Source organism: Mycobacterium sp. NGS34 (assembly GCF_059812845.1).
Genome location: NZ_JCALDM010000004.1, coordinates 1 through 12,472, shown reverse-complemented (window position 1 = coordinate 12,472; position 12,472 = coordinate 1). Strand labels below are relative to the sequence as shown.

The following is a 12,472-nucleotide window of genomic DNA, read 5'->3' as shown; positions in this document are numbered from 1 at the left end:
ACGGGGCAAGGCCCGTCAGCGGAAAGGTTGCGGCACAGCACTTGGCAGAAGTTGGCGAGTTTCTTGCGAAATTCTTGCGCTCGCGTCGCACGTGGATCGTCGGGTGTGGGGGCCGCGGATCACCGCCGCTGGCGCGGCCGGCCCCCACACCCGACGATGTCTATCACAGGATGTACAGCATCTCCTGGTAGGTGGGAAGCGGCCACAGGTCGTCGGCGACAACGCTTTCCAGCGTGTCGGCCGCCGTGCGCACCGCCGCCATCGCGGGCAGCAGCTCTTTCTGGGCCTGCGTGGCCTCCTCGAGCGCCGACGATGCCGACTGGTCCGCCAGCGCCGCCTTCAGCGTGCCGAGCGCGGCTTCGAGATCGGCGATCGGCCCCGAAACCGATTCCAGCGCCGCCAAACTCGGCTCGATTCCGGCGGCCTTGAGGCTCGCCACGTTCTGCGCGAGCTCGGTCTGGTACCGGATCGCGGCGGGCAGGATCACCGTCGTCCCCAGCTCCAGCGCCAGCTTCGCCTCGACCCCGATGGTCAGCGCGTACTGCTCCAAGCGGACCTCGTAGCGGCTGTGCAGCTCGCGCTCGTTGAACACGCCGTATTTGCCGAAGAGTTCGACGGCTTCGGGCTTGATCAGCTCCGGAATGGCGTCCAGCGACGTCTTGAGGTTCGGCAACCCGCGCTCTGCCGCCTCGATCTGCCAATTATCCGAATACCCGTCCCCGTTGAACACGACCGCGCCGTGTTCGGTGATGACGTCGGTTAGCAGTTTCTGGACCGCCTTGTCGAAGTCCTCGCCCTTGCCCACGGCCTCTTCCAGGATCGTGGCCATGTAGTCGAGCGAGTCGGCCATGATCGTGTTCAGGATGATCAACGGCACCGCGACCGTCTGCCCGGAGCCCGGAGCCCGGAACTCGAACCGGTTGCCGGTGAAGGCGAATGGGCTGGTGCGGTTGCGGTCGCCGGCGTCGGTCGGCAGGTGTGGCAGGGTGTCGACGCCGATGATCATGGTGCCCTTGCCCTTTGAGGAGGTGGCCGCGCCCTTGGCGATCTGCTCGAAGACGTCGGCGAGCTGTTCGCCGAGGAATATCGAGATGATCGCCGGCGGCGCCTCATTGGCGCCGAGGCGGTGGTCGTTGGTCGCCGAGGCGACCGAAACCCGTAGCAGGCCGGAGAACTTGTGCACGGCGCGGATCACGGCGGCGCAGAACACCAGGAACTGGGCGTTCTCGTGCGGGGTGTCGCCCGGGACCAGCAGCGAGCCCAGCTCGGAGTTGCCCATCGAGAAGTTGACGTGCTTGCCCGACCCGTTGACGCCGGCGAAGGGCTTTTCGTGGAAGAGGCACTCCATCCCGTGCTTCTTGGCGATGGTCTTGAAGATCGTCATCAGCAGCTGCTGGTGGTCGGAGGCGATGTTGGCCCGCTCGAACATCGGCGCGATCTCGAACTGGCCGGGGGCCACCTCGTTGTGCCGGGTCTTGGCCGGGATGCCGAGCTTGAACAGCTCCCGCTCGGTGTCCATCATGAAGCCCAGCACACGCTCGGGCACCGCGCCGAAGTAGTGGTCGTCGAACTCCTGGCCCTTGGGGGGCTTGGCGCCGAACAGGGTGCGCCCGGCGTTGACGAGGTCCGGGCGCGCCAGGAAGAAATGGCGGTCGACCAGGAAGTACTCCTGCTCCGGGCCGCAGAACGAGACGACGTGGTTGAGGTCCTTGTGGCCGAAGAGCTTCAGGACACGCTCGGCGTGTTTGCCCATCGCCTGCTGACTGCGCAGCAGCGGCGTCTTATAGTCCAAGGCCTCGCCGGTCATCGAGACGAACACCGTCGGGATGCACAGCGTGTTGCCGTTCGGGTTCTCCAGGATGTAGGCGGGGCTGGTGACGTCCCAGCCGGTGTAACCGCGCGCCTCGAACGTGCTGCGCAGGCCACCCGACGGGAAGCTCGACGCGTCGGGCTCACCCTGGATTAGGGTCTTGCCGGCGAACTCGGCCAGCGTCTGGCCGTCGGAGATGGGCTCCAGGAAGCTGTCGTGCTTCTCGGCGGTGAGCCCGGTCATGGGGTAGAAGACATGCGCGTAGTGGGTGGCACCCTTTTCCAGCGCCCAGTCCTTCATCGCCACGGCGACCGTGTCCGCCACCGCGGGGTCGAGCTTGGTGCCCTTCTCGATGGTCGCGACGACGGACTTGAACACCGACTTGGGCAGCCGGGCCTGCATCTCGGCCTTCGTGAAGACGTTCGAGCCGAAGACCGCGCCGGGCTCTTCGCCAGTCACGAAACTGATGGCTGGGGGGACATACGCCTCGACGTTGTTGATCGCCTGCAGGCGAACCGCGTTTCCGCTCAATTGAGTTCCTATCGCTGAGGGGGGCCCACGATTTCCATGCCGGAAAGTGGACCGCCCAACAGTAGGAACGTTCCATGCCAATTTTGTTACGCACGTGTCAACGGCGGCCCCGCAATGGTTTCGATCGTGAGACGCGCGCCGGCGGGATCAGCGCCGGCGACGCGCCCGAAACGGTCGCCGTCCCCGGCCGAACGGGGGCCCCTGCAGGCGCGCGATGCGCAAGGGTCCGACGATCAGCACCGCCGCCAACGGCAATTCCACCAGCCCGGCGATGAGCGCCGACACGACGAGGTCGCCGCCTTCGGCCGTCAGCACGTCGAACCAGGCGTCGCACACGAGCAGCACTCCCGTCGCGAACGCGAACAGCGTCAGCAGTTGGTGGTGCAGGAAGCCGAGCACCGCGGTCGCGATCATGAACGCGAGCAACAGGATGTCGAAGCCGACCCAGGTCGCCTGCCAATGCTGCGCGGTGTAGTCCTGCGGCAAGGTGAATCCCAGATAGACGGTCCACGGGATCAACGCGATCGCCGCGCACAACGCCAGCCATTCGCGGATCCGGCGGATCTGGACCACCCGCCGCGAGCGCATCACCCGGGAATCATCCCGTGAAACGTCCCCGGGTTTCCATGTGGCGAGGATCTCCTTGCGCCGAGTCTGCGTCCAGAGCGGGAATTTTCGCGTTTTGACGCTCTGCGCGCAGGCTCGGCGCGGGCGGCGCTAGCCCTCGCGCTCGGCGTCGGCCACCGTCAACGGCAGGGCCAGCTCCTCGAGCGGGCGCCGTTCGGCCGCGACGCCGAGCCACAGCTCGACCAGGCCCGCGATCGCCATCACCGCCGCGCCGATGAGGAACGACCAGGCCACCAGGCCGCGCTGTCCGGAATCGATCAGCTGACCGAACAACAACGGGCCGCTGATGCCGCCGATCGCCGTTCCCACCGCGTAGAAGAACGCGATCGCCAGCGCCCGGGTCTCCATCGGGAAGATCTCACTCACCGTCAGGTACGCCGCGCTGGCGCCCGCCGACGCCAGGAAGAACGCCACCGCCAGGATCCCGATGAACGTCCAGGCCCCGCCGGTCTGGGTGACGAACACGACCGCGAGGACGACCGTCACGACGGCGGAGCCGATGTAGGTCGCCGTGATCATCGGTTTGCGGCCGACGGTGTCGAACAGGTGCCCCAGCGCCAGGGGCCCGATGAAATTGCTTGCCGCCCAGAGGATGAAAAACACCGGCACCTTGCCGGACGGGACGCCGTAGAAGCCGCTCAACAGCGTGCCGAGGTTGAACGTGACGCCGTTGTACAGGAACGCCTGCCCGATGAACAGCGCCAGGCCGAGCACCGCGCGACGCGGATACAGCGTGAACGCCACCCTCGCGATCTCCCGGAACGAAATCGTCTCGCGCTGACGAATTTTGAGGGGTCGGCCCGCCGGTTCGGGCAGCGGTTTGTCGCTCCCCCGCCGCACCTCGCCTTCGATCTCGCCGACCACCCGCTCGGCCTCCTCCGCGCGGCCGTGGATGAACAACCAGCGCGGACTCTCGGGAACGTTGCGCCGGACCAGCAGGACGAAGATGCCGAAGATGGCGCCGACGCCGAAGGCCAGGCGCCAGCCGATGTTCGGCGCGAAGTTCGACGTGTCCAGCAGGACGAGCGCCCCGGCGGCGCCGGCGGCCGAGCCCAGCCAGTAGGTCCCGTTGATCACCAGGTCCACCCGACCGCGCACACGAGCCGGGATCAACTCGTCGATCGCCGAATTGATCGCGGCGTATTCGCCGCCGATGCCCGCGCCGGTGAAGAAGCGGGCGATGAAGAAATACCAAGGCGCGAAGGCGAATGCGGTTGCGACGGTGGCGGTCAGATACACGACGAGCGTCAGGATGAACAGGTTGCGCCGCCCGAACCGGTCGGTCAGATGACCGAACACCAGCGCGCCCAGGCAGGCCCCGGCGATGTAGAACGCCGCCGCCACGCCGATCTGCGCGGGGTTGAGGCCGATGCCGCTGCCCTTCTCGGTAAGGCGGGACGACACGTTGCCCACCATGGTGACCTCGAGGCCGTCGAGGATCCAGACGCCGCCGAGCCCGATGACCACGCGCCAGTGAAACCGCGACCAGGGCAGCCGGTCCAGCCGCGCCGGGATATGGGTGGTGATGGTGCCGGTTTGCACGCCTGCGCTCATATGACTCCTATCCGGGTGAGCAGAGAACTACCCAAACAAGGCGTATCGCAAGCTCAGTCCCGGTCAGAGCGCGACTCCTCGGGAGTCCACGCCGGTGGCTGGCCCGGTTGACCGGGGAACAGGTAGTCGATGAACGCCGCGGCCGTGGGTTGCGGCTCGTGGTTGGCGAGCCCCGGTCGCTCGTTGGCCTCGATGAACGCATAGTCGGCCCCGGTGACGTCGGGCACCAGCAGGTCGATGCCCGTCACCGGGATGCCGATCGCCTCGGCCGCCGCCACCGCGACGCGGCACAGTTCCGGGTTCACCTGGGCCGTGACATCGTGGATCGTGCCGCCCTGATGCAGGTTGGCGGTGCGCCGAACGCGCAGCCGATTCCCTTGCGGCAGTATGTCGTCCAGCTGCCAGCCGGCCTCGGCCACGGTCGCCTCGGTGATGTCGTCGATCGGGATCTTGGACTCGCCCCCGGTGGCCGCCGAGCGGCGGCGGCTCTCGGCCGCGATCAGGTCCCGCACGGTGTGGTCGCCCGTGCCGATGATCTCGGGCGGCCTGCGCAGCGCGGCGGCGACGACCCGGCCGTTGATCACCACCAGGCGGAGGTCGTCGCCGTCGACGCGCTCCTCGATGAGCACCTCCGGGTAGTGCTGGCGCGCCCGCGCCAGCGCCGCGGCGAGCTCGTCGGGACCCTTTTCGGCCGGCACCCCCACGGTGATGCCCTTGCCCTGCTCCCCGCGCGTCGGTTTCACGACGACCTCGCCGACCTCCTGCAGGAAGGCGAAGTCGCCGTCGTCGAACGTGGCCAGGCGCGCGCGCGGCACGGTGATGCCCGCCTCCGAGACCAGCCGCCGCGTCAAACGTTTGTCGTCGCAACGGCACATCGCGACGGCCGAGGTGAACTCGGACAGCGATTCGCGGGTGATCACGCTGCGGCCGCCGTGCGTGAGCCGCATCTCGCCGGTCTCGGCGTCCAGGACCTCGACCCAGATGCCGCGGCGCATGGCCTCGTCGGCGATGATCCGGGCGTAGGGGTTGAGGTCCTCGACCGTCTCGGGGGGCGCGGTGAACAGCGGTTCGTTGATCGCGTTCTTCCGCTTGATCGCCAGCACCGGAACGCGGACGAAGCCGAGCTTCTCGTAAAGGCCGATGGCCGCGGCGTTGTCGTGCGCCACCGACAGGTCCATGTAGGCCCGGCCCGCGCGCCGGAAGTGATCGGCCACCGCCCGGGTCAGGGCCTCACCCACCCCGGGCAGCGCCGCGGCGGGGTCGACCGCCAGCGTCCACAGGCTCGAGCCCTCCTCGGGATCAGAGAAGAGCAACTCGTGGTCGACGCCGGTGACGGTGCCGACCACGGCACCGTCGTCGTCACGCACGGCCAGCAGGTAGGTCACCGCATCGGCGTGCAGGTGGTTGTCCCAGATGGTCTCCACCGGCGCGGGCACCATGCCGCAGCGCACGAACACCCGGTTCATCGCGTCGGCGTCGCCCGGGTCGTTCAGCGTGCGCACCGTCATGCCGACCGGCGACGGCGCCAGGCGTTCCTCGTCCGGGTGGCCGGTGAAGCGCAGCCGGTAGGTGTGGCTGGGGTCGATGAAGAGCTCGGTCGGCGCCCCGGCGACCACCACATGGGATTCGCGCGCGTAGATGCAGATGTCGCGCCGCCCGGCGACCTCGCGGCGCAGCGTCTCGGCCAGCGTCTCCGCGTCCGCGAAGGTCTGTCCGAAAATGAGTCGGCCCCAACCCATTTCGAGTTCGACGTCCTTGGCCATCGCGTCCACGAGCTCCGGCGGGGAGGCGTCGTGCAGGCCCATGGTGATGGCCTCGGTGTGATCCTCGGTGTGATCGTGCGAGTGATCCTCGGCGGGGTCGACGGCGGTCACGCGGCCGGGCCCGTCACGCCATGACGCTGCAGCCACAGTTCGAGCAGGGCGATCTGCCACAGTTCGTTGCCGCGCAGCGGGGTGAGCTTGCCGTTCGGGTCGGCCAGCAGGGCGTCGACCGCTTCGGAGTTGAACAGCCCGCGCTCCTTGGCGACCGGCGCGTAGAGGGCGTCGCGAACCATGTCCAGGTAGGGCCCTTCGAGGTGGGTCAACGCGGGAACCGGGAAGTAGCCCTTGGGCCGGTCGATGACCTCCGACGGGATCACCCGTCGCGCAGCCTGTTTGAGCACGCCCTTGCCGTCGTGGGCGATCTTGAGCTCCGGGGGGCAGGTCGCCGCCAGCTCGACCAGCTCGTGATCGAGGAACGGAACCCGGCCCTCCAACCCCCACGCCATGGTCATGTTGTCCACCCGTTTCACCGGGTCGTCCACCAGCATCACGGTGGTGTCCAGCCGCAGCGCGCGGTCGATGCCGGTTTCGGCGCCGGCGCGCGCGAAGTGTTCGGACACGAAGCGCTGGCTGGGGTCGCCCGGCGCCAGGTTGCCCGGCGCCAGCAGGCCCGCCAGCTCGGCCGAATCGCGGTCGAAGAAGGCGCCGCGGTACTCGGCGACCGCCCCGTCCAGCGTCGCCGCCGCCGGCGAGCCCATCGGCGGGTACCAGTGGTAGCCGGCGAACACCTCGTCGGCGCCCTGACCCGACTGCACCACCTTGACGTGGCGCGCGACCTCCTGGCTCAGCAGGTAGAACGCGACGCAATCGTGGCTGACCATGGGCTCGCTCATGGCGGCGATCGCCCCGTCGAGCGCGGGCAGCATCCGGTCGGTCCCGATGCGGATCTGGTGGTGGTCGGTTTCGAAGCGGCGGGCGATGATGTCCGACCAGCGGAACTCGTCGCCCTCGACGCCGCCGGCCGACTCGAAGCCGATCGAGAACGTCGACAGCCCATGCTGGCCCGCCTCGGCGAGCAGCCCGACGATGAGGCTGGAGTCGACCCCGCCGGACAGCAGGCAGCCGACGGGGACGTCGGCGACCAGCCGGCGCTCGACCGCGACCCGCAGCGTGGACAGCACCGCGTCCTCCCAGTCGCGTTCCGACCAGTCGGAGCGGTCGGCGCGCCTGGTGAAGTCCGGCGCCCAGTAGGTGGTGGTGCTGCGCCGGCCGTCGGGCTCGATGGCGAGCAGCGAGGCGGGGGGGATTTTGCGCACGCCGCGCAGAATCGTCAGCGGCGGCGGCACCACCGAGTGGAACGTCATGTAGTGGTGCAGCGCAACGGGATCGATCCGGGTGTCCAGGCCGCCGCCGGCCAGCAGCGCGGGAAGCGTCGACGCGAACCGGATCCGGTGACCGTCCTCGCTCACGTACAGCGGTTTGATGCCGAGCCGATCCCGGCCGAGCACCACCCGCCCGCTGTCGCGCTCGACGATGACGAAGGCGAACATCCCGTACAGGTGGCTGACGAAGTCGTCGCCCCAGCGGTGGTAGGCCTTGAGCAGAACCTCGGTGTCGCTGTGCGAAAAGAACCGGTAGCCGTGGTCCGTGAGCTCGCGGCGCAATTCCTTGTAGTTGTAGATGCAGCCGTTCCAGGCGACCGCCAGGCCGAGCTCCGAGTCGACCATCGGCTGGGCGCCGGCTTCGGTCAGATCGATGATTTTGAGGCGCCGATGCCCTAGGGCGACCCGGCCCTGTGACCAGGCCCCCGCCGCGTCCGGCCCCCTGGGCGCCATGACGGCAGCCATTGCTGACACCGCCGCTACGTCGGGAACCCGGCCGTCGAGTCGAACCTCACCGGTGAGTCCACACACTCCTTTGACCCTACCGCGAGCCGATCCGGGGCGGCAGCGCGGCCGCGGGGGCAGGTAGCCGACGTCGACCCCAATGACGCGATTTCATTTCCTGGATCGGGCGGGACGGCTTATCGTTTCCTGGACCACAGTTTGCTGGGAGGCTGATGTGGACGGGCCACGCTGATGCTGGTCGACTACTACCTGCGGATCCTGCATATGGATCGGCGGTTGCCGCTCAACTTCGACATCGGTCCGCTGCACGTGCACCTCTACGCGCGCTCGGTGTTCTTCCTGTGGGTCACCGTGGTGATCCTGGTGATCGCCGGCGTCGTGGTGCTGGCGTCGCGCCGGCGTGAGCTGATCCGGCGGTGGACGACGTGGGTGATGATCGCGCCGGTGGTCGGCATCCCGATCTGGATCGGGCGGGGCACCACTGCGACGTTGGCGGCCGCGCTGGCCGTGGTCGCGGTGTTCGAGTACGCGCGCCTGGTGAAACTCGGCAAGGTCGACACGTATCTGCTGCTGGCGCTGGCCGTGCTGTATCCGCTTGCGGCGTGGCTGCATCCGCCGCTGCTGCGGCTCGCGCCGATCGTCGTGCTGGCGTGCGCGTTGCCCTCGGTGTTCAGCGGCGACGTCGAACACGGGAGCAGGCGGACCACTTTCACCGCGTTCGGTTCGGTGTGGATCTGTTGGTCCCTGGCGCACCTGGTGACGTTGTGGTCCGACGCATACTTGGTGTGCTTCGCGGCGGCGGCCACCGACGTGGCGGCGTGGTGTGGCGGGAAGGGGCTGCGATTCTTCCGGTGGGCGCGAAAGCCGTTGTCCCCGTTGAGCCCCAACAAGACGGTCGGCGGGTTGGTCGGCGCGGTGGTGGGCGCGTTTCTGGTGCTGACCCTGCTGGGCACGATGACCCTCGGCCTGCTGGTGGCGGTGGCGTTCGGCGGGGTGCTCGGCGACCTCGTCGAATCGATGGTGAAGCGGCAGGCCCAGGTCAAGGACGCGGGCACCTGGCTGCCGGGCTTCGGCGGCCTGCTCGACCGGATCGACTCGCTGTTGCTGGTCCTCCCGCTGGCCTATCTCCTCGGCTGAGTCGGCCGCGTCTTGAGCCCCACGCCGCGCCGAACGTGAACCGGCTGCGAAAAAAGTCGCAAGATGTCGCACTCAGTTCACGCTCGGTGCGGGGCCCGATGCGGCAGCGTCACGCGGCGTGCAGCAGCTCGAGCGGCTTGGGCGACGAGCCGTCCCGCAAGCCGATGACCTGCTCCCGCAGCTGCGCCGCGGACGTGAGCGCCGGGTCGACGGGCTCCCCGATGCGGACCTGCATCGGCGCGTGGGAGATGAAGCTCGCGCCCTTGGGCAGCACCTCGGCGGTGCCCAGCACCGCGACCGGGACGATCGGCACGCCGCAGTCGCGCGCCAACCGGACAGCGCCGGAACGGAATTCGGCGATGCTCCCGTCCGTCGACCGGGTGCCCTCGGGGTAGATGACGACGGTGCGTCCGGCCTTCAGCGCCGGGCGGGCCGCGGCCAGCAGCTGTGCGTAGGTGTCCTTGCCGGACCGCCGCACGGGCAGGATGCCGATCAGCGAGGACGCCACGAACCGGCGCACCGGCACGTCGAACCAGTAGTCGGCCGCCGCGGCGAACACCGGCTGGGCGCCGGCGGGCAGCGCGGCCAGCAGCACCGCGGTGTCGGCGTGCGAGGAGTGGTTGGCCACCACCACGCAGCCGCCCGGCGCGCCCCAGCGGCCGGTGACGGTCAGCCCGCCGGAAACGGCGCACACCGCCCGCCACAGGCGGTTTCGCAGGACGCTGCTGATCCGGGTCGCGGTCATGATGCCAGCACCGCCAATTCCTGCGTGGCCTGCGCGGCCGGGCCGTCCTGACGCTTGGCCGCCAGCTCGCGGTGGGCGGCCCGCAGCCGCAGCACGGTGGTGATCAGCGAGCCGTTCACCAGCTGGGTGCACACCACCGGCAGGATGACCGGGAAGGCGGTGGCCAGGAAAACGAACAGGCAGCGCTCGGTCTTGCCGAGCGGGCCACCATTGCGGCGCGGCGCGCCGGCGGCGGCGCCGGCCAGCGAGGCGAAGGTGGGCAGCGTCGCGGCCAGCGCGGCCACCAGCACCATGAGCACCGGCCAGGACAGCCAGTGCAGACCCGGGCCGCGCTGCCGCGCCGCCCACACCGCGAGGCCCGCGAAGGTCAACATGTCCGAGGCGCGGTCGCCGATCTCGTTGACGACGAATCCCCACGGCCGGCTCACGCCGCGAGCGCGGGCGACCGCGCCGTCGAGGTTGGCCCCGGCCAGCCGCAGCGCCAGGAACACCGCCGTCAGGGGCCACCATCCCAGCGCGACCGTCACTCCGGCCACGCCCGCCGCCAGCACGCCGGCGACGGTGAAGACGTCCGGCGAGATGTTGCGGCGCACCGCGACGTTCACGATCGGCGTCAAGCGGCGGGTGTACCACGGCTTCAGCGCGTAGAGGCCCTGCCACTTCCGCGGGGCCTTGGTTGCCGCGGGCACCGGGCTCGTGGCGGGGGCGACGACCCTGATCCGCGGGAGCGTGGACGTCTCGGTCACCGCGAGCGCGCGCGATCCCGACGCGTAGCAGCCGCGGTGGGCGACGCGGGGCTCGCTCACCGGGGTCAGCGTGCTGATGCCGCGCGTGCGCTGTGTCGGCGCGTTGTCGAGGTCGGTGCTCACCGGGGTTTCCTCTCTGGTCGGTGGTCTGTAGTTGTGTGCAAGTTGACCCGCCCCTGGCCGCTACCGGTCCCAAGATCTCCGGCCGCCGCCCGGTGGGCCGCTCGCATTGGTAAGAGCCACCGCTCCCCCGCGGTCGGACACTTTTCTTGCGAACTTTTCGTGCGGGCCGGTCGTCGTGACCCGGCGACCCATACGTTGCTCCCGGGCGCTTGCCGCTTCGTCGCGAAGTTCTTGCGGAATTCTTGCGGCCGCTCGGCGAGAAGAATGTGCAGATTTCGGTTACCGTTCAACCAAGTCGTTCTTGACTTGGCGCCGATTCACCCGTTCAGAGGGAGGCCATGACCCGGAGGAGTGCGTGGTCGACGGCCTGCGGGGTCCTACTGTCCGCGGTCGCGCTGCTGGGCGCGGCGCCCGCCTCGGCGGAGCCGATCGACGACGCGTTCGTCGCGGCTCTGGCGAAAAACGGGATCTCGATGTCGGACCGGGGCACCGCGGTGTCGATGGGCCACACGGTGTGCGCCGGATTCGACAAGGGTGAGCCCTCGACCGCGGCGGCGATGCGGATCGTGAAGGACACCGATCTCAACCCGAAGCAGGCCGGCTACTTCGTCGGACTTTCGGTGGCGGCCTACTGCCCGCAATACCGGGGAAAGACCGACAACTCGATGAACTGGATGGTCCCGTTCCCGCCGATGATGTGAGCCCGAGTTCGCGTCGGACGACTTTCTGCTAACGCCCTGAGGTGCGGCCGCGTTATTTTTGATTGACGCAAATTCGTCCGCATATATGAGGAACCGTGGCCCACGCGAGGGTAGGTCTTGGGACGTGGTCGACGTTCGTCGCGGCCGTGCTATGCGCCGCCGCGCCGGCATCGGCCGACCCGAGCGATGACGCGTTCATCGCGGCCCTTGCGGGCCAGGCGATCCCGATCTCGGACAACAATTTGGCCATCCAGATGGGCCGGAACATGTGTGCCCTGCTCGGCCAGGGCACGACGCGCCCCCTGCTGGTGATGAAGCTGATGAAGGACGCGAATCTGTCGGCCAGGCAAGCCGGCTTCTTCCTGGGGTTGTCGTCGTCCGCGTACTGCCCGCAATACCGGACGACGACCGGGTAGGTCACGCGGTCCGCAGGTCCGCCCGGTCTTCCGTCCCCTCGCTGGCAATGGGCGGCACGCGGGTGGCGCGCACGTAGACGGTGTCGCCGTCGCGTAGCGCCAGCGCCTCGGCGTCGCCGCGGGTGATCTGGGCGGTGAACGGGCCACCGGTGGGCTCGGCGCTCAGTTCCACGCGCACCTCGAAACCCAGCGCGACCACCCGATCCACGGTGGCGCGCACCACCCCAATGGACTCCGCCGTGCCGTCCCCGCCGGAGACCGCCATGTCGGGGTTGCGGCCCACCCGAATGTCATGCGGGCGGACCAGCGCGCCGTTCAGCACGGACACCGCGCCCAAGAAGGACATCACGAATGTGTTCGCCGGGGAGTCATAGACCTCGAGCGGTGCCCCGACCTGCTCGATGCGGCCCTTGTTGAGCACCGCGATCCGATCCGCCACGTCCAGCGCCTCCTGCTGGTCATGGGTCACCAG

At 69.0% G+C, this 12,472-nt stretch carries 11 protein-coding genes; 3 read left to right on the top strand and 8 right to left on the bottom strand.

Going from position 1 to position 12,472, the window contains the following annotated elements:
- Positions 1-163: 163 nt before the first annotated feature.
- From AC5Y7V_RS11675 to AC5Y7V_RS11655, 5 genes are all read right to left on the bottom strand, one after another.
- On the bottom strand, positions 164-2,341 hold the full coding sequence (locus AC5Y7V_RS11675) for a glutamine synthetase III family protein (RefSeq protein ID WP_499880209.1): 2,178 nt from the start codon (positions 2,339-2,341) through the stop codon (positions 164-166).
- A gap of 147 nt (positions 2,342-2,488) precedes the next feature.
- Complete coding sequence (locus AC5Y7V_RS11670; protein WP_499880618.1) at positions 2,489-2,929, bottom strand: hypothetical protein; 441 nt, start codon at positions 2,927-2,929, stop codon at positions 2,489-2,491.
- Between the two features lie 129 nt (positions 2,930-3,058).
- Positions 3,059-4,522 carry an MFS transporter gene (locus AC5Y7V_RS11665; RefSeq protein WP_499880208.1) on the bottom strand — a complete coding sequence of 488 codons (1,464 nt, stop codon included), beginning with the start codon at positions 4,520-4,522 and terminating at the stop codon, positions 3,059-3,061.
- 53 nt (positions 4,523-4,575) lie between these two features.
- Positions 4,576-6,396 (bottom strand): N-acetylglutaminylglutamine synthetase, encoded by a 1,821-nt coding sequence (ngg, locus tag AC5Y7V_RS11660; protein WP_499880207.1) that lies wholly within the window; start codon positions 6,394-6,396, stop codon positions 4,576-4,578.
- Complete coding sequence (locus tag AC5Y7V_RS11655; RefSeq protein ID WP_499880206.1) at positions 6,393-8,198, bottom strand: N-acetylglutaminylglutamine amidotransferase; 1,806 nt, start codon at positions 8,196-8,198, stop codon at positions 6,393-6,395. Before AC5Y7V_RS11655 ends, ngg begins: the two co-directional genes overlap by 4 nt.
- A gap of 165 nt (positions 8,199-8,363) precedes the next feature.
- Between AC5Y7V_RS11655 and AC5Y7V_RS11650 the strand changes: the two genes are divergently transcribed.
- Complete coding sequence (locus AC5Y7V_RS11650; protein WP_499880205.1) at positions 8,364-9,269, top strand: phosphatidate cytidylyltransferase; 906 nt, start codon at positions 8,364-8,366, stop codon at positions 9,267-9,269.
- Positions 9,270-9,378: 109 nt separating this feature from the next.
- Here the strand turns inward: AC5Y7V_RS11650 and AC5Y7V_RS11645 are convergent, their stop codons facing one another.
- Together AC5Y7V_RS11645 and AC5Y7V_RS11640 are read right to left on the bottom strand one after the other, a co-directional pair.
- Positions 9,379-10,014 (bottom strand): lysophospholipid acyltransferase family protein, encoded by a 636-nt coding sequence (locus tag AC5Y7V_RS11645; RefSeq protein WP_499880204.1) that lies wholly within the window; start codon positions 10,012-10,014, stop codon positions 9,379-9,381.
- Complete coding sequence (locus tag AC5Y7V_RS11640; RefSeq protein ID WP_499880203.1) at positions 10,011-10,883, bottom strand: CDP-alcohol phosphatidyltransferase family protein; 873 nt, start codon at positions 10,881-10,883, stop codon at positions 10,011-10,013. Before AC5Y7V_RS11640 ends, AC5Y7V_RS11645 begins: the two co-directional genes overlap by 4 nt.
- Before the next feature lie 338 nt (positions 10,884-11,221).
- Between AC5Y7V_RS11640 and AC5Y7V_RS11635 the strand changes: the two genes are divergently transcribed.
- Together AC5Y7V_RS11635 and AC5Y7V_RS11630 are read left to right on the top strand one after the other, a co-directional pair.
- Positions 11,222-11,584, top strand: a complete 363-nt coding sequence (locus AC5Y7V_RS11635; protein WP_499880202.1) for a DUF732 domain-containing protein — start codon at positions 11,222-11,224, stop codon at positions 11,582-11,584.
- A 95-nt stretch (positions 11,585-11,679) separates the two neighbouring features.
- Complete coding sequence (locus AC5Y7V_RS11630; RefSeq protein WP_499880201.1) at positions 11,680-12,000, top strand: DUF732 domain-containing protein; 321 nt, start codon at positions 11,680-11,682, stop codon at positions 11,998-12,000.
- Between the two features lies 1 nt (position 12,001).
- On the opposite strand, the gene AC5Y7V_RS11625 is transcribed toward AC5Y7V_RS11630, so the two are convergent.
- Positions 12,002-12,472 (bottom strand): TOBE-like domain-containing protein (locus tag AC5Y7V_RS11625; protein ID WP_499880200.1); only part of this gene is annotated, 471 nt, incomplete at its 5' end.

Excerpts from the sequence above, each read along its gene's own strand:
- AC5Y7V_RS11670 (WP_499880618.1), bottom strand. The coding sequence starts at position 2,929 with ATGCGCTCGCGGCGGGTGGTCCAGATCCGCCGGATCCGCGAATGGCTG.
- AC5Y7V_RS11665 (WP_499880208.1), bottom strand. The coding sequence starts at position 4,522 with ATGAGCGCAGGCGTGCAAACCGGCACCATCACCACCCATATCCCGGCG.
- AC5Y7V_RS11650 (WP_499880205.1), top strand. The coding sequence starts at position 8,364 with ATGCTGGTCGACTACTACCTGCGGATCCTGCATATGGATCGGCGGTTG.
- AC5Y7V_RS11645 (WP_499880204.1), bottom strand. The coding sequence starts at position 10,014 with ATGACCGCGACCCGGATCAGCAGCGTCCTGCGAAACCGCCTGTGGCGG.
- AC5Y7V_RS11635 (WP_499880202.1), top strand. The coding sequence starts at position 11,222 with ATGACCCGGAGGAGTGCGTGGTCGACGGCCTGCGGGGTCCTACTGTCC.